Source organism: Streptomyces sp. NPDC002676, assembly GCF_053592455.1.
Genome location: NZ_JBSFVT010000007.1, coordinates 38,074 through 59,600, shown reverse-complemented (window position 1 = coordinate 59,600; position 21,527 = coordinate 38,074). Strand labels below are relative to the sequence as shown.

18 protein-coding genes are annotated in these 21,527 nt (G+C 71.3%); 6 read left to right on the top strand and 12 right to left on the bottom strand.

The genetic code is table 11. The features are described 5' to 3' along the window. Positions 1 to 21: 21 nt before the first annotated feature. Positions 22 to 885 carry an esterase/lipase family protein gene (locus ACWD3E_RS20925; protein WP_451389041.1) on the bottom strand — a complete coding sequence of 288 codons (864 nt, stop codon included), beginning with the start codon at positions 883 to 885 and terminating at the stop codon, positions 22 to 24. 189 nt (positions 886 to 1,074) lie between these two features. Then, positions 1,075 to 1,521 (bottom strand): MarR family winged helix-turn-helix transcriptional regulator, encoded by a 447-nt coding sequence (locus ACWD3E_RS20920; protein ID WP_451389040.1) that lies wholly within the window; start codon positions 1,519 to 1,521, stop codon positions 1,075 to 1,077. 96 nt (positions 1,522 to 1,617) lie between these two features. On the opposite strand from ACWD3E_RS20920, the gene ACWD3E_RS20915 reads away from it, so the two are divergent. Next, positions 1,618 to 1,992 carry a cupin domain-containing protein gene (locus tag ACWD3E_RS20915; RefSeq protein ID WP_451389364.1) on the top strand — a complete coding sequence of 125 codons (375 nt, stop codon included), beginning with the start codon at positions 1,618 to 1,620 and terminating at the stop codon, positions 1,990 to 1,992. A gap of 17 nt (positions 1,993 to 2,009) precedes the next feature. On the opposite strand, the gene ACWD3E_RS20910 is transcribed toward ACWD3E_RS20915, so the two are convergent. The 5 genes from ACWD3E_RS20910 to ACWD3E_RS20890 all read right to left on the bottom strand — a co-directional run bounded on the left by ACWD3E_RS20910 (position 2,010) and on the right by ACWD3E_RS20890 (position 10,597). Next, on the bottom strand, positions 2,010 to 3,020 hold the full coding sequence (locus tag ACWD3E_RS20910; RefSeq protein ID WP_451389039.1) for a DNA polymerase Y family protein: 1,011 nt from the start codon (positions 3,018 to 3,020) through the stop codon (positions 2,010 to 2,012). Beyond that, positions 3,017 to 6,448: a DNA polymerase III subunit alpha gene (locus tag ACWD3E_RS20905; protein WP_451389038.1), complete on the bottom strand. Its 3,432-nt coding sequence runs from the start codon at positions 6,446 to 6,448 to the stop codon at positions 3,017 to 3,019. The genes ACWD3E_RS20910 and ACWD3E_RS20905 overlap by 4 nt, the downstream gene beginning before the upstream one ends. 226 nt (positions 6,449 to 6,674) lie before the next feature. Next, positions 6,675 to 7,757: a S1 family peptidase gene (locus tag ACWD3E_RS20900; protein WP_451389037.1), complete on the bottom strand. Its 1,083-nt coding sequence runs from the start codon at positions 7,755 to 7,757 to the stop codon at positions 6,675 to 6,677. A 334-nt stretch (positions 7,758 to 8,091) separates the two neighbouring features. Beyond that, a complete protein-coding gene (locus ACWD3E_RS20895) occupies positions 8,092 to 8,991 on the bottom strand; it encodes a S1 family peptidase (RefSeq protein WP_451389036.1) in 900 nt (299 codons plus the stop codon). A gap of 469 nt (positions 8,992 to 9,460) precedes the next feature. Then, a complete protein-coding gene (locus ACWD3E_RS20890) occupies positions 9,461 to 10,597 on the bottom strand; it encodes a DUF5685 family protein (RefSeq protein WP_451389035.1) in 1,137 nt (378 codons plus the stop codon). A gap of 263 nt (positions 10,598 to 10,860) precedes the next feature. Here ACWD3E_RS20890 and ACWD3E_RS20885 point away from each other — a divergent pair, with 263 nt between their 5' ends. Then, positions 10,861 to 11,298, top strand: coding sequence for a cell division protein SepF (locus ACWD3E_RS20885; protein ID WP_451349658.1), 438 nt, complete (start codon positions 10,861 to 10,863; stop codon positions 11,296 to 11,298). 37 nt (positions 11,299 to 11,335) lie between these two features. Here ACWD3E_RS20885 and ACWD3E_RS20880 read toward each other — a convergent pair whose 3' ends face one another. After that, the gene (locus tag ACWD3E_RS20880) at positions 11,336 to 12,526 is read right to left on the bottom strand and encodes an acyl-CoA dehydrogenase family protein (RefSeq protein WP_451389034.1); all 1,191 of its coding nucleotides are present in this window, start codon (positions 12,524 to 12,526) and stop codon (positions 11,336 to 11,338) included. A gap of 68 nt (positions 12,527 to 12,594) precedes the next feature. After that, positions 12,595 to 14,262, bottom strand: a complete 1,668-nt coding sequence (locus ACWD3E_RS20875) for an MFS transporter (RefSeq protein ID WP_451389033.1) — start codon at positions 14,260 to 14,262, stop codon at positions 12,595 to 12,597. Positions 14,263 to 14,522: 260 nt separating this feature from the next. On the opposite strand from ACWD3E_RS20875, the gene ACWD3E_RS20870 reads away from it, so the two are divergent. Together ACWD3E_RS20870 and ACWD3E_RS20865 are read left to right on the top strand one after the other, a co-directional pair. Beyond that, complete coding sequence (locus ACWD3E_RS20870) at positions 14,523 to 15,917, top strand: hypothetical protein (RefSeq protein ID WP_451389032.1); 1,395 nt, start codon at positions 14,523 to 14,525, stop codon at positions 15,915 to 15,917. Positions 15,918 to 16,153: 236 nt separating this feature from the next. Then, positions 16,154 to 17,182: a phosphatase PAP2 family protein gene (locus ACWD3E_RS20865; RefSeq protein ID WP_451389031.1), complete on the top strand. Its 1,029-nt coding sequence runs from the start codon at positions 16,154 to 16,156 to the stop codon at positions 17,180 to 17,182. Positions 17,183 to 17,301: 119 nt separating this feature from the next. Here the strand turns inward: ACWD3E_RS20865 and ACWD3E_RS20860 are convergent, their stop codons facing one another. From ACWD3E_RS20860 to ACWD3E_RS20850, 3 genes are all read right to left on the bottom strand, one after another. Beyond that, positions 17,302 to 17,517, bottom strand: a complete 216-nt coding sequence (locus ACWD3E_RS20860; protein WP_451349663.1) for a proteinase inhibitor I78 — start codon at positions 17,515 to 17,517, stop codon at positions 17,302 to 17,304. Positions 17,518 to 17,818: 301 nt separating this feature from the next. Continuing rightward, positions 17,819 to 18,862 carry a helix-turn-helix transcriptional regulator gene (locus ACWD3E_RS20855; protein ID WP_451389030.1) on the bottom strand — a complete coding sequence of 348 codons (1,044 nt, stop codon included), beginning with the start codon at positions 18,860 to 18,862 and terminating at the stop codon, positions 17,819 to 17,821. Between the two features lie 90 nt (positions 18,863 to 18,952). Continuing rightward, the gene (locus ACWD3E_RS20850; RefSeq protein WP_451389029.1) at positions 18,953 to 19,666 is read right to left on the bottom strand and encodes a transglycosylase family protein; all 714 of its coding nucleotides are present in this window, start codon (positions 19,664 to 19,666) and stop codon (positions 18,953 to 18,955) included. A 540-nt stretch (positions 19,667 to 20,206) separates the two neighbouring features. Here ACWD3E_RS20850 and ACWD3E_RS20845 point away from each other — a divergent pair. Together ACWD3E_RS20845 and ACWD3E_RS20840 are read left to right on the top strand one after the other, a co-directional pair. After that, positions 20,207 to 20,992 (top strand): hypothetical protein, encoded by a 786-nt coding sequence (locus ACWD3E_RS20845; RefSeq protein WP_451389028.1) that lies wholly within the window; start codon positions 20,207 to 20,209, stop codon positions 20,990 to 20,992. A 114-nt stretch (positions 20,993 to 21,106) separates the two neighbouring features. Continuing rightward, positions 21,107 to 21,505 carry a hypothetical protein gene (locus ACWD3E_RS20840; RefSeq protein WP_451389027.1) on the top strand — a complete coding sequence of 133 codons (399 nt, stop codon included), beginning with the start codon at positions 21,107 to 21,109 and terminating at the stop codon, positions 21,503 to 21,505. Positions 21,506 to 21,527: the final 22 nt, after the last annotated feature.

The following is a 21,527-nucleotide window of genomic DNA, read 5'->3' as shown; positions in this document are numbered from 1 at the left end:
CGGGCGCGAGTAGTCCCGAGGTCAGCTGAAGACCGACGCGCAGGTGGTGGCGGAGGCGCCCGCCGGGTCGAGCGCGTTGGCCACCTCGTGGAAGGCGATGCGGTCGATCGTGCCGATCGCCACGTGCTCGGTCAGGTCGAGCGGACACAGGTCCTGGAGCAGGACGTTGTGGACGTCCGGGCCGTTCAGGTACTGGCTCTGCCAGGGCGTGGCCACCTCGTCGTACTTGGTGGCGATGACCGTGTAGTGCACTCCGGGGACGGTGTCGCCGCCCGCGTTGAGCTTGGTGAGGAAGTCGGAGCCGGGGATCTGGTCGGCGAGGCCGGGGGTGGTGGCCTTGATCAGGTCTCCCGCACCGGGGAAGTACGGCAGGAGGTTGGTCAGACCGCTGAGGGTGGCGCCGTGGTTGTCGGGGGCGAGGCCGACGAGAGCGTTCACCTTGGCGGCCCCGCCGAGGAACTTCAGGTAGTAGCGGGGCATCATGCCGCCCTGCGAGTGGCCGACCAGGTCCGCCTTGGGGGCTCCGGTCGCGGCGAGCACCTTGTCGACGAAGTCGGACAGCTGCTGCGCCGACTTGTCGATGGGGCCGAGGCCGTAGAAGACGGGGACGCCGGGCAGTTGGCCGTAGTCGAAGGAGTAGACGCAGTATCCGCGGCTCTCCAGGTACGGGGCGAGGGACAGCCAGTTGTCCCAGGAGTTGCCCAGCGTGCCGTGGACGAGCACGACCGGACGGGGGTGTGCGGCGGAGGGCTGGCAGGACCAGTCGTTCCAGCCCTTGCTCGGGGCCGCGTCGGCGGCGTGCGCGGTGGCGGCGGGTACGGCGGCGACGGCGGCGGTCAGCAGCAGCGCGGCAAGCGGTCTGAAGAGTCGCTTCCAGGGCAGCATCGAGTGATCTCCTTGCGGCTCAAGGGAGGTGGGGCGGCTCAACCCAGTGATCCGGATCACGTGGATGCTGTTCACTCGTCAAGTTACGGGCGAGTAGTACGGATGTGAAGTTACGCGTCGGTAAAAACTGCGGGTAACATCCGGAGGCGCTCTTGCCACCTGCGCATCACTGATGTTCAGTCACCGGACTTACCAGGCGGGCCTGATCGGACCATAGGGGGCGATGCGCGCCAAACGGTCCCCCAACGCGCGCACTTCACCCTCGCCCAGCAGTTCGGCCCACGCCCCCACGACCTCGGCAGCCGCCGCCTCCGCCGCGCGAGTACAGGCCCACCCCTGCTCGGTCAGCACGATCAGCCGGGCCCGCGCATCCTCGGGATGCGGCCGCCGCTCGGCGTAGCCCTTGCGTACGATCTCGTCCACCAGCTGGCTGGCGGCCTGCTTGGTCACCCCGAGGTGCGCGGCGAGATCGGTGACGGTGGCGCCGTCCGGGGCGAGCCGCGCGAAGGCGAAACCGTGGGCGGGCCGGATGTCCGTGAAACCGCGGGCCACGACCCCGTCATTGATGCGTTGCGTCAGGTCGCCGGCTGCGGCGAGCAGGGCGGCGGACAGGGCCATGGCTTCGGAGTTGTACACAGAGGCAATGAAACACCCTTGACGGATTAGTCAAGCAGCTTGACCATAGAGGGTGGATAGTCAAGCAACTTGACCAATCGAACGGAGTTCACCGTCATGCCCGTCGTCCGCGCATCGGAGTCCGTGACCCACGAGATCCACGGCGCCCGCTTCGTCTCGTACGCCTCCCCGCTCACCGGCAGCAAGGAACTGTGCGCCTGGCGCGGGGAGATCCCCGCGGGCACCAAGGCGCCCGCCCACACCGTCAGCCGGGAGGAGATCTTCCATCTGCTCCTCGGAGAACTGCTGATCACCCTCGACGGCCGCACCGAGCGGATCTCCGCGGGAGACACGGTGATCATCAACCCGGGCGCGACCCTCGCCGTCGAGAACCCGACCGACCACACGGCGATCTCCTGGGTCACCACCTCCGTCGGCCTCACGGCGGAAATGGCCGACGGCACCCGCATCACGCCGCCGTGGGCCAACTGACCGCCGACCGAAAGGAGTTAAGCGGCCAGCGTGCCCGGCAGCACCGCCCGCGGTCCGAACTTCGCCCGCGCGCGGTCCGCGACCTCCTCGATGCGGCGGACCTTCTCGTCCACGGGGTCGAGGGTGAGCTGGTACGACGCCTGGTCGGCGGGGGTGAGCCCCTCGGCGCGCAGGGCGAGTGCGCGGACCCGGGCGCGCTGGAGGCCGAGGGCCTCGTACATGCCGTAGGCCGTCTTCGTCAGGGCCGCCGAGTGTGCGGTCGGCTCCTTGAGGGTGCGGCTGCGGGTGGTGGAGGAGCGGTCGGCGTAGCGGACGGTGAGGGTCAGGGTGCGGCAGACCTTCTCCACCGTGCGCAGCCGGGCGCCCAGTTCCTCCGCGGCGGACAGGAGTGCCCTGCGGTGCCGGTCGGGGTCCAGCTCGTCCAGCTCGAAGGGGCGTTCGGCGGCGAGGATGGGGGTCCCCCCGCTCGAGCGAAGCCGAGAGTGGGGGAGGGAAACCGCGTTCGGGACGACCCGGCCGCGGTCGACGCCGTTCGCCTTCTCGCGCAGCTCGCGGCCCGCCTTCGCGCCGATCAGCCGCTGGAGCGTGGACAGCGGCGCGGCGGCGACGAGACCGAGGGTGTCCAGGCCGTACTCGCACAGGGTGCGGGCGGTCGCCGCGCCGACGCCGGGCAGCGCGGACACGGGCCGTGCGGCGAGGAACTCCGCGACGACGTCCGGCTCTTCGGGTACGGCACAGGTCACCCCGGGCCGCGCTTCGCGCAGCGCCATACAGGCCAGCATCGGGCCCGGCCCGGCGCCGATCACGCAGTCGACGCCGTACAGCGCGAGCGCCCGGACGCGGATCACCGCCGCCAGTTCGACGGCGCTGCGCCCGAAGTAGCGTTCGGCGCCCCGGAGATCGGCGAGCGCCCCGTCCGGGGGCAGCGCCTCGACGACCGGGGTGAACTCCTCCAGCAGGCCGAGCAGCCCGGGCAGGGCCGCCTCGTACATCGGCGGCAGCTGGAAACGTACGCAGAGAATGGTCATCCCGCACTCCCCGGACTCTGGTGCCACAACTTCCGTGTCGTAGAAGGCCCTTGTGAGGCCTCCTGACCCGCCGGGCGCAGATCGGCCCACGGGTGCAGTTCGTATCCGGTCGGCAGCTGGATGCGGCGGCCGTGCGTCGGGTCCCCGCCCGTCGCCCCCTCCGGCACGGGCGCCGCCAGCCGGGCCGCCACCTCGTCCAGGCCGCCCTCGGCGCGCAGTTCTGCCAGTTCGGCGAGGTTCCAGGCGGCGGAGCCCACCACGCTGAGGCTGCGCGGGCCGCGCCGCTGTACCACTCCGCGCACCAGCAGCAGCCAGGAGTGGAAGACGGTGTGCGCGCAGGCGTCGTGGGAGTCGTCGAAGAAGGCGAGGTCGACCAGGCCCGTGCCGTCGTCCAGCGTGCTGAAGATGACCCGCTTGCCGGACCGGATCGGCGGGGTCTGGGTGGCCGCCTTGGTGCCCGCGACCAGCACGGTCTCCCCGTGCCGGGCCGCGCGCAGCCGGCGTGCCGAGACCACGCCCAGCTCGTCGAGGAACTCCCGGTGGTCGTCCATCAGGTTGCGCGAGGCGTCCATGGACAGCACGCCCAGCTCGGCGCTGAGCCGCTCCGCCGAGGTCAGGTCGGGCAGCCCGGCCGAGGCCGTCTTCCGGCCGCCGGCGAGAGGGAGCTGGCCGCCGCCCGCACCCCGGGCGCCCCGGTGCAGCTCGGTCAAGTGCAGTTGCAGATCACGGCGATTGGCGCCGAAGGCGTCCAGTGCGCCGACCTGAGCAAGCCGCCCGGCCAGCGGCCGGCTCGGGCGGGCCCGCTCCCAGAAGTCCAGCAGGGAGGAGTACGGCTGCCCGTCCGCGATCCGCTTCGCCTCGGCCTCGCTGATGCCGTGCACGTCGGAGAGGGCGAGCCGCAGCCCCCACATCCGAGGGGGTTCAGACACCAGTTCGATACGGTGTGCGACCCCGGACACGTTCACGTCCAGCGGCAGGATCGGCACCCCGCGCCGCCGCGCGTCCGCCAGCAGCAGCCGCTTCGGGTACATCCCGGGGTCGTGCGTGAGCAGCCCGGCGTAGAAGGCGGCCGGATGATGGGCCTTCAGCCACGCCGACTGGTACGTCGGCACGGCGAAGGCGACCGCATGCGCCTTGCAGAAGCCGTACGAGCCGAACGCCTCGATGGTCTCCCAGGTCCGCTGAATCGTTTCCGCGTCGTATCCGTGCGCCGCCGCGTGCTGCGCGAACCACACCTTGATCCGCCCCTGCGACTCCGGGTCGGACAGCCCGCGCCGGACGCGGTCCGCCTCGCCGCGCCCGCAGCCGGTCATGATGGCGACGATGTCGATGATCTGCTCGTGGAAGACGACGACCCCGTACGTCCCCTTCAGCGGCCCCTCCAGGTCCGGGTGCGGATAGCGCACCGGCGCCCGGCCGTGCCGCGCCTCGATGAACGGCCGCACCATGTCGGCGGCGACCGGGCCGGGCCGGAAGAGCGAGATGTCCACGACCAGGTCGTGGAAGGTGGCCGGCTGGAGCCGTCCCACCAGGTCCCGCTGGCCCGGCGACTCGATCTGGAAGCAGCCGAGCGTCTCGGTGGAGCGGATGAGCCCGTACGTCGCCGGGTCGCCCGGCGGCACCGCGTCCAGGTCGATCCGCTCGCCCGTCACCCGCTCCACCTCGGCGACCGCGTGCGCCATCGCCGACTGCATCCGCACACCGAGCACGTCGAGCTTGAGCAGCCCGAGGTCCTCCACGTCCTCCTTGTCGAACTGCGACATGGGAAAGCCCTCGCCGCTGGTCGGCACCACCGGCGTACGGGCGAGGAGGGAGGCGTCGGACAGCAGCACCCCGCACGGGTGCATGGCGACTCCGCGCGGGAGGGCGTCGAGGGCCTCGACCAGCTCCCACAGCCTGCCGTACTTCTCCTTCTCCCCCGCCAGCTGCCGGAGTTCGGGCAGCTCCTCCAGCGCGGCACGGGCGTCCCGGGCCCGGATGTGCGGGAAGGACTTGGCCAGGCGGTCGATCTCGGCGGGGTCCATGGACAGGGCGGCGCCGACGTCCCGGATGGCGTGCCGGACGCGGTACGTCTCCGGCATGGAGACGGCCGCGACGCGCTCGGTGCCGAACCGGCCGATGATCGCGCGGTAGACCTCCAGGCGGCGCGCGGATTCCACGTCGATGTCGATGTCCGGCAGCACGACCCGCTGCTTGGACAGGAAGCGCTCCATCAGCAGTCCGTGCGCGACCGGGTCGGCGTGCGCGATGCCCAGGAGGTGGTTGACGAGGGAGCCGGCACCGGAGCCGCGCGCGGCCACCCGAATACCCATCGCCCGTACATCATCGACAACTTGAGCAACGGTCAGAAAGTAGGAGGCAAAGCCGTGGTGGGCGATGATGTCCAGCTCGTGGTGCATCCGCTCCCAGTACTCCCGGCGGCCGGCGTAGCCGTACCGCAGCATGCCCGCCGCCGCCCGGGAGGCGAGCACCCGCTGGGCGGTGCGACGGCCGGCGCCGACGAGGTGCGCCTCGGGGAAGTGGACGGTCCCGATACCGAGATCGTCCTCGGGATCAACGAGACACTCGGCCGCCGTGGCCAGGGTCTGCTCCAGCAGCCGGTGGGCGGTGTCGCGCCGGTAGCCGGCCGCCTCCACCACCCGCTCGGCGAGCTGGAACATGGCGTCCGCGCCCTTCAGCCAGGCCTCGCCGGAGTCCAGCTCCTTGCCGGGGTCGATCGGGACCAGGCGGCGGGCGGCGTCCAGGACGTCGGCGACCGGGCCCTGGCCGGGGTCGGCGTACCGGACGGCGTTGCTGAGCACCGGCCGGATCCGCTGCTCGGCGGCGAAGCCGACGGTACGGGCGGCCAGGCGCAGGGAGCCGGGCCCGGTGCCCGTGCGCCCGTGGCAGACGGCCTCCAGGCGCAGGGCGTCGCCGTAGACCTCGCGCCAGGGGGCGAGCAGCTTCGCGGCACGGTCGGGACGGCCCGCGGCGAGGGCGCGCCCCACGTCGGAGGCGGGCCCGAGCAGGACGGTAAGACCGTCGGCACGATTGCCGGACCAGGGAAGAAGCGGCGCGCCCTCGACAGCGTGGGCGGCGGTGACCAGGCGGCACAGGTCCGCCCAGCCGCGGGCGCCGTCCCGGGCGAGGAAGGTCACCCGGGGTGCCGACTCATCGACAAAGGCACCGCCACGCACCGGGGTACGGCGCTGCTCACGCCGTACGACCTCCGGCTCGGCCACCGCCAGGTTCACACCGAACAGCGGACGGACGCCCGCCTCGGCGCAGGCCTTGGCGAAGCGGACCGCGCCGCCGAGGGTGTCGCGGTCGGTGAGGGCGAGGGCATCCATGCCCCGTTCCCCGGCGCACTCGGCCAGCCGCTCCGGGTGCGAGGCGCCGTACCTCAGGGAGAACCCGGAGACGGTGTGCAGATGCGCGAAGCCCGGCACACGCACCTCCCGCACTCGCGAGCCCCGAACGGCTCTCGAACATCAGTTCCAACATCCCCACCCCCACCATACCCTCATTTCCGAACACGTGTGCGACATCCACTCCAACGCCTCCCACCTGCACAAACGCCCGGCCGACCGGGCCGTGGGGGACGCCGAAAAGTCCCGCCCCTCGCGCGCGGGGCGGGACTCCGTGGAGCGGGGTGGTGCGGGTGGTGCGGGTGGGTCAGCCGATCTGGGTGCCTGTGGCTTGCAGGGCCGCGGTGACCGGCTGGAAGAAGGTCTCGCCGCCGTTGGTGCAGTCGCCGCTGCCGCCGGAGGTCAGGCCGATGGCGTTGCTGTCCGAGAAGAGCGAGCCGCCGCTGTCACCGGGCTCGGCGCAGACGTCGGTCTGGATCAGACCGTTGACCGTGCCCTCCTGGTAGTTCACGGTGGCGTTCAGGCCGGTGACCTTGCCGTCGTGCACCTTGGTCGTCGAGCCGCTGCGGCTCACCTTCATGCCGACGGTGGCCTCGGCGGCGCCGGTGATCTTCTGGCTGGAGCCGTTGTACAGGTCGACCTCGCTCGGGTGGTCGACCTGCGAGGTGTACTTGACCAGGCCGTAGTCGGTGCCCGGGAAGTGGGACTCCGCGTTCTGGCCGATCTCCTTGCCGCTGGAGTCCGTCCAGGTGGAGATGGCCTCGGTGCAGTGGCCCGCGGTCAGGAAGTACGGCTGCCCGTCCTTGACCACGTTGAAGCCGAGCGAGCAGCGCCCGCCCGAGCCGGTGATGGCGTCGCCACCGGCGATGAAGGACTTGAACTCTCCCTGGGATCGCTTCAGTTCGGCCTTGCCGCCGAGCCCCTCGACCACCTTGCCGAGCTTGGCCCACTGGGCACCCGACACCGTCCTGTCGGCGGTGACGACGACCTTGTTCGTGACCGGGTCGGTGGCCCAGGACGTGCCCGGGATGGTTGCGTCCTTCTTCAACTCCGTGCGCGCGCCGTTCAGTTCGGCCAGCGAGTTGGCGACGATGCGGGCCTTGGCGCCGGCCGCCTCGACGGTCTTGGCCGCCGTGGCGTCCAGCACGTTGACGACGAGGCTCTTGGCCTGGGCGTCGTAGTAGCTGCCCGCCGCGTCGGAACCGAGGTCCCTGCTCAGGGTCGAGGCGAGGTTTCCGGCCGCAGGGGCCGACAGCAGCCGCGGCTGCGGTGTGGACTTCGCGGACTCACTGGCGTTCGCACTCTGCAAGCTGACACCCGCTGCGACCAGAGCGGCGATTCCCGCGCCGATCACGGCGGCCCGCCGCCCGGGTATGCGTCGGTGCTTCAACTCATGTCCTCCTGTGGGGGGTCGGCCCAGGAAGTTGTGGGGACCTCGAGGACCGGAAGGCTGGTTGACGGGCGCCTACTATTCCGAGGTCCACAGCGGACACACAAGGCCGGATTCCGGACGCGCGGACGGGCACGCCGCACACACTCGACACGCTCGACTCACTTGACCGAGGACAGTCATCCCAGGGGAATTCGCACTGCAAACACTACGGGCGAGTAACTCTTCACCGGACGGTCACCGTTACCCTTGGCCTGAATTCGCCCTCCGGTCGAGGATCGGCAAGAGAAAGCCCCCGTACGCCGGTTGCGTACGGGGGCTTTTGCGAGGTTCGTCAGCCGACGCTCACGCCGTACTTGCTCAGCGCCTCGGTGACCGGCTGGAAGAAGGTCGTACCGCCGGAGGTGCAGTTGCCGCTGCCGCCGGAGGTCAGGCCGTAGGCCACGCTGCCCGCGTAGAGCGGACCGCCGCTGTCGCCGCCCTCGGCGCAGACCGTGGTCTGGATCAGGCCCTTGACGATGTCACCGCCGCCGTAGTTGACGGTGGCGTTCAGCGCGGTGACCCGGCCACTGTGCGTGCCGGTGGTGGAACCGCGACGGTAGACGGTCTGGCCCACGCTGGGCGTGGCCGCGCTGGAGATGGTCTGGTTGCCGACCGTGCTCGGGTGCGAGATGGAGGAGTTGGTGTAGCGCACCAGGGCGAAGTCGTCGCCCGGGAAGCTGTAGCCCACGTTGGTGCCCAGCACCGTGCTGTGGCTGGAGTTGCTGTACCAGGTGGAGGCGACCTGGCCGCAGTGGCCGGCGGTGAGGAAGTAGTACGTGCTGCCGCTGTGCACGTTGAAGCCGAGCGAGCAGCGGTACTGGCCGCCGTAGATGGCGTCGCCGCCGCTGATCAGCTTGTTGAACTTGCCGGAGGTGTGCTTGATGGTCAGCGCGCCCGCGTCGGCGCCCGCCTGCCGCTTGATCTTGGCGATCTCGGCCTTGGACACCGTGTTGTCGACGGTGACGACGACACGGTGGGTCCTGCCGTCCACCACCCAGGCCGTGCCGGGAACGTCCGCCTTGAGGACGGAGTCGCTCGCCTTGCTGAGCTGGGTCGCGCTGAACGTGTGGGCGTCGCTCGCGTTCGCGGTGGGGGCCGCGAACGCGGCTGCGGCCAGGAAACCGCTTGCCACGGCGATCAGCCGGGTCCGTCTCGCGGTACCGCTGTGGGGAGTGGTGCGCTTGATCCTCACTTTTCGTTCCCTCCCAGGGGAAGTCGGGGGCCCGCGTGGGGTCGGAGGCCCGTGAGTCGCAGCCAGAGGCAGGGCCGGGATCCCCAGCACGTACGCCCCTGACAAGCGCTGAGGGGGAGTATTCGGCCGAACGGCCGGTTGCCACAAGGGTGCCTTTCGGCCGTGAACTTTTGAACCACCTTGGGCGCACCATTCCTTGACGCCGGCTCGGGACGCGTCCCGCCATCGGCTCAGGTCCTGTCCGGCGAGGGTGAAGGCCGGTTGTCAGGCCGTCGGCCTCGGTGACCGTCAGCACCACGGCGTCCCCGTCGGCCACCCAGATCCCGGGAATGTCCGGAAGTCACCCCTCCGGATAGTCCTCCAGCCAGTGGGCGGAGGTCAGTAGGTCAGGCCCAGATGCTCGCGCAGGGTGCCGCCTCCGCAAGGACGGCGACGGCGTCCAGCCGTCGTAGCGTTCAAGCGTTGACCGTCAGCAGCCGTCACAGGGGCAGCAGCAGTCGCACCCGTCGCAGCAACCGCCGTCACACCCGTCGCACGGACAGTCGCAGTCCCGGCAGCAGCCTTCCCGCTTCTTGCGCGACCAGGGTCCTTCGTACTCCTCGGCGCAGCACATCTGGCACGAGCAGCACAGCAGCAGGAACATCCCGCAGCCGGGCAGGAAACTCCGGGGCTCCTTGGGCTTTTCGGAGTGGTGCGGGGCACCGGGGATGTACGGCCCCGCCGGACCCGGCTGATGCGTCGCGCAAGCCGGCACGGTGCCGAACGCCCGGTCCACCGAGCGGCCCAGCTCGTGCACGAGCAGCAGATGGGCGAGCCTGCCGTCCGCGAACTCGGCCTCCCGCAGGGCCAGTCGGATGCCATGCAGAGCATCGTCGGCGAGCCGGCGGGCCTCGGCGAGGGAGGTGCCGGTGGCGGCCAGGGGGTTCCAGGCGCCCGTCTCGGCGTCGGCGTGCCGGTCCTCCACGGCGTCCAGGAGGTGGGCGAGCCGCCCGAAGAGCCGCCCGGCCTCGGCGAGGGGCTCCGCGTTGGCCGGCCGCCCGGCGAGCACCGCGGTGTGCGCGAACGCGGCGGCGGTCGCCGTCTCGGTCGGCTCGGTGACCGTCAGGATCGGGGTGCCGTGACCCGCGAGGGCCTCGATGCCCACCTGCCGGTCCACGGCGTCGACGAGCAGCCCGGTGTCGAACCCGACCGCCGAGCCGCTCCGTGCCCCGGCCCGGCCCCAGCTCGCGGCGACCCTGCGCGCGGCAGCCGCGACGGGCGCCCGCGCCAGCAGCCCGTCCCGGTCCACGACATGGTCGCGGACCTTGGCCGAGGCGAGCACCAGCGAGACGGCGGCGGCGAGCCGCGCTCCCTCGCCCTGGGCGACCGAGGCGGTGCGCATGCCGCGCAGTGCGCACGGCCCGGCGGTGCGCCGCGATCCGCTTGCCCGTCCCGCCTGAGCCTCCGTCAAAACGGATATGAGAAGCCCGTCATAGTTCGTCACAATACGAGCGAGCTGTCCGTGGTCCCGGCGCAGCGCGAGACACAGTCCGCACAAATGCGCCATCCACTCGGCCTTGAGGCTCTGCCCCAGCCGGTGACTGCATGGCCTGACGATCCCGAACACCGTTGATCCCCCCGTGACCTGATGAGACGTTCACCCGGACGCACCGCGTCTCACCCATCCGCCGACAACAATCATATTTCACTCACAGTCAGCAGCCGTATGTGTCACGCCCCTTGGGACACAAGGACTCTCGACGTTTGGGCTGTGCACCAGTACCGTCACAAACCCCCCGCGCGGCGACTATCCACTTGGCGCGCCGTCCGCATCATGGATGACCATAGGGATGCGATAAGCAAGAGAGACCGCTGTGAGAGGAGGCGTCCATGGGATCGGTACGCAAGGCGAGTGCGTGGCTCGGCCTCGTCGACGACAACGATGACGAGCGCTACTACGACGACGACTACAACGAGGGGACCGAGCCCGGCGATGCCTGGGTCACCGACCCCCGGGTGAAGGTGGCGACGGACGTCGCCGAGGAGAAGGGCCGCCGGATCGGCACGGTCACCCCGGACAGCTTCCGGGACGCGCGCGCCATCGGCGAGCTGTTCCGCGAGGGCGTTCCGGTCATCATGAACCTGACCGCCATGGAGCCGGCCGACGCCAAGCGCGTGGTGGACTTCGCGGCCGGACTGACCTTCGGGCTGCGGGGCACGATCGAACGGGTCGCGACGCGGGTCTTCCTGCTGACGCCCGCGAACACGGAGATCATCACCGGCGAGCCGGCGGCCCGCCGCGAGGACGGCTTCTTCAACCAGAGCTGAGGCAGGGCCGCTCACCGGCCCTGCCCCGCTTCTGGGGTCAGTGGAAGGCGTCGAGCCCGGTGAGCGCCTTGCCCAGCACGAGCTGGTGCATCTCGACGGTGCCTTCGTAGGTGAGCACCGACTCCAGGTTGGTCGCGTGCCGCATCACGGGGTACTCCAGGGAGATCCCGTTGGCACCGAGGATCGTCCGCGCCGTACGGCAGATCTCGATCGCCTCGCGGACGTTGTTGAGCTTGCCGAAGCTGACCTGCTCAGGACGCAGGCGGCCGGCGTCCATCCGCCGCCCCAGATGGTGGGCGAGCAGGATCCCCTTGTGCAGCTCGACCGCCATGTCGGCGAGTTTGGCCTGGGTGAGCTGGAAGCCGCCGATGGGCCGCCCGAACTGCTCCCGCGTCTTCGCGTACTCCAGGGCCGACTCGAAGCTGCTGCGCGCGGCGCCCATCGCGCCCCAGACGATGCCGTAGCGGGCGTGTGAGAGGCAGCTGAGCGGGCCGCGCAGGCCGATGCCGTCCGGCAGGGCGGCGGTGGCGGGCAGCCGTACGTCGTCGAGGACGAGTTCGCTGGTGACGGAGGCGCGCAGGGACCACTTGTGCTTGATCTCGGGGGCCGAGAATCCGGGGGTGTCGGTCGGTACGACGAAGCCGCGGATCCCTTCCTCGGTCTGGGCCCAGACGACGGCGACCCCGGCCACGGACCCGTTGGTGATCCACATCTTGCGGCCGTTGAGAACCCAGTCGTCGCCGTCGCGCTTGGCGTGGGTGCGCATGGAGGCGGGGTCGGAGCCGATGTCGGGCTCGGTGAGGCCGAAGCAGCCGATCACCTCGCCGGCGGCCATGCCGGGCAGCCACTCCTGCTTCTGCTCCTCGCTGCCGAACCGGTGGATCGCGTACATCGCGAGGGAGCCCTGCACGGAGACCAGGGAGCGGATGCCCGAGTCGGCGGCCTCCAGCTCAAGGCAGGCGAGGCCGTACTGGACGGCGGTGGCCCCGGCGCAGCCGTACCCGGTGAGCGACATGCCGAGGGCGCCGATGCCGCCGAGTTCGCGCGCGAGTTCCCGGATCTCGGGCAGCTCGCCCTTCTCGTACCAGTCGGCGATGTTCGGCAGCACGCGGTCGGCGGCCCAGCTGCGGACCGTGTCCCGGACGGCCAGGTCCTCCGGCTCCAAAAGGTCGTCGAGCCCGAGCGGGTCGGCGGCATCGAACGGGGGCAACTTCGCGGACGCGGACATGGAAACACCCTCCGGCACACTGAGACACAGTGAAAACTAGCGACGCTAGTTACAACTCGCGGCCGACGTTACGGTGCCACGTCCCGCACGTCCAGAGCCGCCACGGGGACCCTGGGCTGCACAACCTCCACCGGCGCGACCGCGGCCTCCCGCGGGGCCGGCAGCTCCATCTCCGGCTGCTCCCCGCACTGCATGATCCGCGGCAGCCGCAGGGCCATCACCGCGCCGAGCAGCAGCAGGCCGGCGCTCACCAGCAGGGTGACATGGAGCCCGTGCACGAAGGAGTCCCGGGCCGCCTGCCGCAGCGCGGCCCCGGCAAAGCCGCCGAGCCGGTCGGCGACGTCGTAGGCCTCGCCGAGCGAGTGCCCCGCCGAGGCCGAGGCCGACGCCGGGACGCCCGGCACCGAGGCCAGCCCGGGGGCGTAGGCCGCGTTCATGACGCTGCCGAGCAGCGCGATGCCGATGCCCGCGCCCAGCTGGTACGAGGTCTCGCCGATCGCCGCCGCCCCGCCGGCCTGCTCGGCCGGGGCCTCGCTCAGCATCGACTCGTAGGCGCCGAAGAGGGTGGTCTCCAGCCCGAAGCCGAGCAGCACGAAGGCGGAGAGCAGCAGGGCGGCGTTGTCGGTCGCGCCCATCTTCGTCAGCACGAGGACCGCGGCAGCGGTGAGGCAGAAGCCGAAGCACACCATGCGGCGCGGCCCGAAGCGGCGCAGCATCCGCGCGCCGGCCAGCCCCGCCGCCATCGCCGCGAAGGTCAGCGGCAGCAGCCTGAGGCCCGTCTGCAGCGGGGAGAGCCCGAGCACCAGCTGCAGGTACTGGGCCGCGATCAGCTCCAGGCCCACCAGCGCGAGCATCGCCAGCACGATGCAGCCCACCGACGTGCTGAACGCGGGCCGCCGGAACATCCGCAGGTCGACCAGCGGATACGTCCGCCGGCCCTGCCGCCGTACAAAGAAGAAGAGGAGCGCCGCACCCGCGAGCAGGGGCAGGAGGGTGAACGGGCTCGCGGCCGGCTCCCCGCCGCCGAGCCGCTTCACTCCGAGAACGACACCGAACAGGCCGGCCGCCGCCATCAGCGCGCCGACCACGTCCCAGGGACCGTTGCGGTCGCCGCGGGACTCGGGCAGCAGCATCCGGCCGACCGGCAGGCTCACCAGCATCAGCGGGATGTTGACCAGGAAGACCGCGCCCCACCAGAAGTGCTCCAGCAGGAAACCGCCGAGCAGCGGCCCGACCGCCGCGCCGACGGCGGCCACCGCGCTCCAGATGCCGATGGCCAGCGCGCGCTCGCGCCGGTCGGGGAAGACCTGGCGAAGGATCGACAAGGTCGCGGGCATGATCATCGCGCCGCCGACACCGAGCAGCGCGCGGGCGAGGATCAGCATCTCGGCGGTCTGTGCGAAGGCGGCCCCGGCGGAGGCGACGCCGAAGAGGGTGTAGCCGAGCAGCAGGACGCGTCTGCGGCCGACCCGGTCGCCGAGGGTGCCGAAGAGGATCAGCAGCGAGGCGCAGACCAGCGGGTAGATGTCGACGATCCAGAGCAGTTCCACGCCGCCGGGCCTGAGGTCCTCGGTGACGGCGGGGACCGCCACGTGCAGCACGGTCGCGTCCAGGGCGACGAGCAGCAGGCTGACGCAGAGGACGACGAGCACGACCCAGCGGTTGGACCCGAGGTGGGCACTGGCCCCGGCCGCCCGACGGCGCTGCCGCACGGCAGCCGTGGTCGTCCCGGACATGTACGTACCTCCCAGATGTTCCCTCGCGCGGTGCGGGCCGACGGGGTGGGGAAGCCCTGTCGTACGGCCGGAGAGGAGCGGTGTCTCCGGCCCGCGCAAACCCACGCGGGTGACTCGCCAATGTACGCGAGTTCGCCTGGGGCACGCGTGGCGGACCTCTCACACGCGCGACCGAACCCGTGTGGCGTACGCCACTGCAGCGACCCTTGACCGCGCCCCGCCGGACGGTCCGCTCCCCCGGTCCGTCGATAATCGAGCCCGTGACCGATCTTGCGACGCCCCTGTCCCCGCCCCGCGCGACCCTGCTGCGCCGGGCGGTCCCGGCTCTCCTGGGCTACGCGGCGGTGCGGTCCCTGGGCCTGATCGTGCTGGCGGTGTGGAGCGCCGCGCGGGGCAAGAGCGCGCACACCTTGCTGACCGCGCGCTGGGACGCCCTGTGGTACTCGCGGGTCGCCGAGCTGGGCTACGGCTACGAGGTGCGGCTGCCGAACGGCGACGTCCACTCCAACCTGGCGTTCTTCCCGCTGCTGCCCTGGCTGGAGCGGCTGCTGCACGCTCTCACGCCGCTGTCGTACGCCGACGCGGGCTTCGCGGTCGCCCTGCTCGCCTCGCTCGCCGCGGCCGGGGGGATCTTCGCGGTGGCCGAGTGGGTCTACGGCCCCCGGGTCGGCGTCTTCGCGGTGCTGCTGTGGGCGGTGCTGCCGGTCGGGATCGTGCAGTCGATGGCATACAGCGAGTCCTTGTTCACGGCGCTGGCCGCGTGGTCGCTGTACGCGGTGCTGACCGGCCGGTGGGTGAGCGCCGGACTGCTGGCGGCGCTGGCGGGGCTGACCCGGCCGGTGGGGGCGGCGGTGGTCGCGGCGGTGTGGGTGGCGGGCGCGGTCTCCTTCGTGCGAACCCGGGGCACGGCCGTCCCGCAGGGCGCGCGGGACGGCGAACGCGCCCCTGCCCCGGAGGGCGACGCCTCCGACGGGCGCACAGCGACACCGGACGGCGTGCACGACCAGCCCCGCGCCCCCTCCTCTTCTACTGGCGCACTCCACACCACGCACGCCTCTTCCGATCCCACCAGCGCGCACCGCTCGACACGCGCCTGTTCCGTCACCCCCGGCGCACAGGATCCGACACGCGCCCCATCCCCCACCCCCAGCGCCCCCGGGTGGCGTCGCGTCCTCGGCATGGTGCTCGCACCGCTCGGCGCCGCCGGATATGTCCTGTGGGTCGGGAACCACACGGGCAAGGGGCCGCTCGGATATCTGGACGTGCAGGCGGGATGGCGCAACGGTTTCGACGGCGGGTACGCCTTCGCGCGCTTCGTCGGCGACAAATTCACGTCATTTCCGTCGGCCCTGGCCGGCGCCGGACTGGTCATCGGGGTCGCCCTGCTGATCTGGCTCTACGTGACCGGCGTACGCCGGCGCCAGCCCGTCCCCCTGCTGGTCTACACGGGTGTCGTCCTGGCGCTCGCGCTGTGCGCGTCGAGCTACTTCGGCTCCAAGCCCCGGCTGCTGCTGCCCGCCTTCCCGCTGCTGCTGCCCCTCGCCCGCGCCCTGGCCCGGTCGCGCACGCCCCGGTCGGTGCTGGTCACGGTGGGCGTGGCGGTGGCGTCGGCGATCTACGGCGCGTTCTGGCTGAACGGCTCCGGCCCACCATGATCAACTTTCGCTCAGGGTGAGCGGGCGGAGAATTCCACCCCATGATTCGGTGAACGAATTTATAAGCGCCTTATAACCGACACCGGCATGATCAAAGGAATTGAAGGGGTCGGCCACACAGGATTGCGGAATCCTTGGAATTAAAGGCACAGCTGAGACGTTTCCCACATCACATCGTCATCACAAAGCCCCTGTTTCGACCGGGCGCACAGCTCACTCGCTGTAACGTCGATTGGGTGCGTACCGAACGAAACCTCACCCGGCGTCTGGACCGGGTGTTCGCCAGGCTGGACCGCGAGCCGGAACGAGCGGTTCAGATCGATGTGCCACGGATGAGCCGGCACCGGGTCGTGCTGTTCTCCGCGACCCTGGCTTTCTACCTGGCGATCGTATGGGCCGTGATCACCACCTCCTGGCTGGTCCGGCTCGACTGGCAGGTCATGTTCTTCCGGCCGTACCAGCAGTGGCCGCAGATCCACGCCTTCCTCGACTACTACGTGGTGCTCGGCCAGCGCGGCCCCACCGCCGTGATGGTCGCGGCCTGGCTCGGCTGGCGCTCCTGGCGGCAGCACACCCTCCGCCCGCTGCTCACCCTGGCGGCCTCACTGCTCCTGCTGAACGCCACGGTCGGCGCCGCCAAGCTCGGCATGGGGCGGCTCGGTCCGCACTACGCCACCGTGATCGGCTCGAACGAGATGGGCCTCGGCGGCGATATATTCCCCAGCGGCCACACTGCCAACGCGGTGGTGACCTGGGGAATCCTGGCGTATCTGGCCTCCACCCCGAGAGCGCGCCGCTGGCTGTCCGCGCTGTCGGCGGTCACTTCGCTCGGCGTCGGCCTCACCACCGTCTACCTCGGTACGCACTGGCTGAGCGACGTGCTGCTGGGCTGGGCCGCGGGTCTGCTGATCATGCTCGCCCTCCCCTGGTTCGAGCCGCTGATCGCACGGACGGAGGCGTGGCTGTTCGACCTGCGCGACCGTTGGCGCGCGCGCCGCGGCCGGCCGGTCCCCGTGCCCGCCGTGCCGGTCACGCCGGTGGCGCTGCTCAAGCAGCGCACCACTGCGGCCGAGCCGTCCGTCCCGGAGCGCGAGCCGGTCGCCTCGACCCGTGCCTCCCGGGGCACGATCCATCTGGCGGCAGGCCCGCACACGGCCCGCTCGGAGCGCACCCCGGTCACGCCGGCGGGCAGCAGACGCCCGCCGCACCCCGCCGGTGTCCCGCGCGGCACGACCCAGCCGGCCCGCCCCCTGACAGGCGGCTGACGGCTCGGAGGGCGACGGGGCCCGGTACGCACCACCACCCCCGCGCCACGACGAAGGCCCCGCTTCCCGAGAGGGAGGCGGGGCCTTCGTCGTCCGTACGGCCACGCGGCGAGCAGGGGTCAGCCCTTCCAGGCGCGGGCCACGCGGCCGTCGCGCACCACGAAGTTCAGCCGGCCCACCAGGTACTCCATGGTGATGATCGCGTCGGGCGGAAGGGACCGCACCGTCGACCATCCCCGTTCCCGGGCGAGCTGTTCGGCCTGGCCGGCGTCGAGGCCGACGTACCCGTCCGGGCTGTCCTGGGGCTCCGCCGGCGGAGTGGGAATCGGTGCCATGCGGCCACGCTAGGCGGTATCCGGCGGCGGCGGAAGCCGGGCACCGCCGGGTAAGAATCGCATCAGAAGCCGGTCACACTTCTGTCACAGATTCCCGGCACCCGGTCTCACTCGAACTCCGTCACACGAACGAGGGTTTCCGTACGGCTTACCGGCGTAATCAAGCGAAATTCAAGCGCGCCGGAGCCCCTCGTCCAATTGTCCGGCGGAAAGCGCCGGGAGGAGGATCGGCGCCGGACCGGGGCTCATTCCCCGCCGGAATCCGGGGCGGTGTCACGGGAGCTGACACCGGATGGGAAATTCACGGTTCCCGCACATACGGCCGTGCGCCCCTTGTCGGCGCGGACCGGGCCAGAGCCGCGTCGAGCCGGTCGCGCACCGTCCTGATGGTCTCGGTCAGCTCGGCGGGCTCCAGCACCTCGAACGGGAAGCCGAGCATCATGACGTGAATGACCATCACCTCCAGGTTCGCGGCACCGCTGCGCAGGATGCACGCGTCCGTCCCGTCGGCCTCCAGCGTCCCGGCGGACGGTGAGATCCGCTCGGCGGCCTCGTGCAGCGGGACCAGCAGCCGGACGGTGGAGTGCGTGGCGTACGCGCGCGTGGAGACGCCCTGCGAGACGTAGGCGGCCAGGTCCTCGGCGGGCGCCTCGCGCGGGGTGAAGTGCGGTCCGTGCGGCGGCCTGGGGGTGATGCGGTCGACGCGGAACGTCCGCCAGTCCGCGCGGTCCACGTCCCAGGCGACCAGGTACCAGCGCCGCTCGGTGCACACCAGCCGGTGCGGTTCGACCGTACGACGGCTGGCGGTGTCCATGGGGGTCCCCCCGGTCGAGTCTGTTCGAGACTGGGGGAGGCTGCGGTACTCGAAGCGCAGCCGCTCGGCGTCCCGGCACAGGTGGGCGAGTTCGGTGAGCAGGGCCGGGTCGACGGCACCGGCGGGCGGGCCGCCGCGCAGCATCGGCACGGTGAAGGCGTTCAGCGCGCTCACCCGGCGGCGCAGCCGGTTCGGCAGCACCTGCTCCAGCTTGGCGAGGGCGCGTACGGAGGTCTCGCCGATGCCATCGATGCCCTGTCCGGCGGCGGTGCGCAGGCCGACGGCGACGGCGACGGCCTCGTCGTCGTCCAGCAGCAGCGGCGGCAGCTCGGCGCCCGCGCCGAGCTGGTAGCCGCCGCCGGTGCCGGGGCTGGCGTTGACCGGGTAGCCCAGCTCGCGCAGCCGGTCCACGTCCCGGCGGACCGTGCGCGGGGTGACGCCGAGGCGCTCCGCGAGTTCGGCGCCGGACCATTCGCGGTGGGCCTGGAGCAGCGAGAGCAGACGCAGCAGACGTGCCGAGGTCTCCAACATGGGCGCGAGTCTGCCAGTGGATGCGGACAGCCGCTGTCCTCATTCGGGACAGCGGCTGTACCAGTCGGGCGATCGGCTCTCGCCGCCCGCTCAGAGGGCGAGGCGCTGGCCGGGCACGATCAGGTTCGGGTCGTCGCCGATGACCGGCTTGTTGGCGGCGTAGATCCGCTGCCAGGTGGTGCCGTGCCGGGCGGCGATGGCGCTCAGGGTGTCGCCCTCGCGGACGATGTAATCGCCGTGGGACGGGCGCTCCGGCGCCTTCGCCGGTCGCTGCGGGGCTGCCTTGGTGGTGGCGCTGCTCTCCGTGGCGGTGTGCTGCGTGGCGGCGCTGTGCCTCGTCGCGCTCTGCTCGGCCGTGCTGTGCTCGGGCGTGCTCTTGCGGCCCGTCCCGGAGGACGAGGTCGACGGTGCGGTGCCGGAGGCTCCGGCCCGGGCCGCGCAGACCGGCCAGGCGCCCCAGCCCTGGGCGTGCTGGACCTTGGTGGCGACGGCGATCTGCGCGCTCCTGGAGGCCTGGTCGGCCCTCGGGGCGTACGCGGTGCCGCCGTACGCGCGCCAGGTGCCGGCGGAGAACTGGAGCCCGCCGTAGTAGCCGTTGCCGGTGTTGATGTGCCAGTTGCCGCCACTTTCGCACTGGGCGATGCGGTCCCACACTCCGTTGTCCGCGGCGGCGGCGTTGCCGGTCGCGGCCAGCAGCCCCAGCGGGGCGAGCAGCGCCGCTCCGGCGAGAGCGGCCGTCGTACGGCCCTTGCGGGCGCTGTCGGGACGAGCGGTGCAGCGGTTGGTATCGGCACACTCGGACATGTAATTCCCTCTCCACGAACCCGGGCTCCCCCAGGACGCAGCGCGTCTGCCCGCGCAGGACCGCGGTTCCTCGCGCCCGTCCCCGTCCGCCGCGGCCGGTGCCGTGATCATGCTCTTCCGGTGCCGGCCGGCGGACGTACCCGAGCGGTGCTCGTTGCACACGGCCGAGGAATCTAGGGAGATCGGGTGGGCGGTTTCAACCAACTCCTTGTCCTTCCAGGCCAGTTAGGAGTTACCGCGGGTAGAGGCAATTTTCGGACACCCATTTCATTCGCTGATTTCATGATTTGTCGACCACCTTCACAGGCATCCTGTGACTGACGTCACCCGTTCAAGTTCCTTGAATCCGCAAAGAGTTGACGGTGAGTGGCCAATTTCGCGCCGTAGGTGACCGTGTGCGGTGGATGGTTCGATTCCGTTCCGCTCGGAGCGTGACTCCCACCACAGGACGTCCGTTGTCTTCTTCATGAGCCCGGAACCCCGGGGCTCAGCCGCCGGGAGCCACCCGGCCGCCCCAGCACGCATCCCGAGGGAGCCACCGTGCCGCGCATGCTCGACGTCAGTGACGCCGTACGCGCCGAGATCGGCGACGAAGAAGCCGACCGGCTGCTCGCCGGAGAGAACGCCCCTGGCAGTTACGACTGCACGTCCTGTCGCACCCCGGGCGACTCCGAGCAGGAGCGCACCAGCACCGTTCTGTTCGTGGGCGAGGAGACCGCGGTCCTCGCCTTCGCCCACGCCGGCTGCCTGCCCTCGCAGGTCGTCCAGGTCACCGAGGAACAACTGCGCGGCGCCGTCCGGTCCATCGGCGGGGACGCCTCGGTCGGCGGCCGGCCGCAGCAGGCCGTGCCCGAGCAGGCCGTGCTCGGCGTGACCAGCGGACTCGTCCTGATCGACGGCGAGTTGCACCCCGGGCTGGTCGTCGAGCCGACCACGCCCATCGTGCGTCCGGGCTCCGCCGGGACCGGCGACGACTTCCTCCCGCTCCTCATCGAGCAGGGCTTCATGCCGCTGACCGAGCTGGCCTCGGTGCCGCCGGTGCTGCACGGCTGGTCGGTGCTGCTGGCCGCCGGCCAGCTGCACGCGGTGCTCCAGCCGGGCGCCAACGGGGGGCAGCCGGTGGCGTGGTGGCAGGCGCATCAGCCGCTGCAGGTGACGGACCCCTGGCGGGCTGCCGCCAACAAGCACCAGCAGGTGCTGATGTTCGCGGCGCCGGTGGGGTGCATCGGGCGGCAGCCTCGGGAGGATCTGTTGCGGGACGCTCTCGACAGGGCGGCGGCGAACGGAAAGCTGGTTGCCGCGGCACTGCCTCTTGCCGGGGTCTGAGCTTGCCCAAGGGGCATCGCGCCCACGCGGCGGAGCCCCGTATCGAGCACAGCTCCGTACCCCTAAGGAGTCGTACGACCGCATCTCTTTGACGTTCCGGTCGTTTGCACATACGTGCACGCATACGACACTCCTCTTCCCCGCCGGGCCCTCTTCTCCGCCGTTCCCTCCGCTCGGGCGGGTCAGGACGTCGGTGTTGGGCCATCGGCCACGCCGATCTACGACTCGCTCTCCGCGGAGTGGGTCAAGGCCTTCCGTACGCTGCCGGGTGACCGCAGCGGTGAGGAGGAGCTGGGCTTCACCGCGTTCGGGAACATGGACCGTACGAACTCCTTCGGCGGTCACCGGCCGGGGTCGTTCAGCAGCTCGTACAGCGCCTACAGCGCGGGGGCCTACAGCGCACGGCAGCAGTCGCAGTCCCAGTGGCAGCGGGTCGGCACGCTCGGGCGGCAGCAGGACTCCGGGACGCAGTACGTGCCGGCGCTGCCCCCGGCCCCGCGCCGGGGGGCGTGAGGTACGGCGAAGGGCGGCCCTT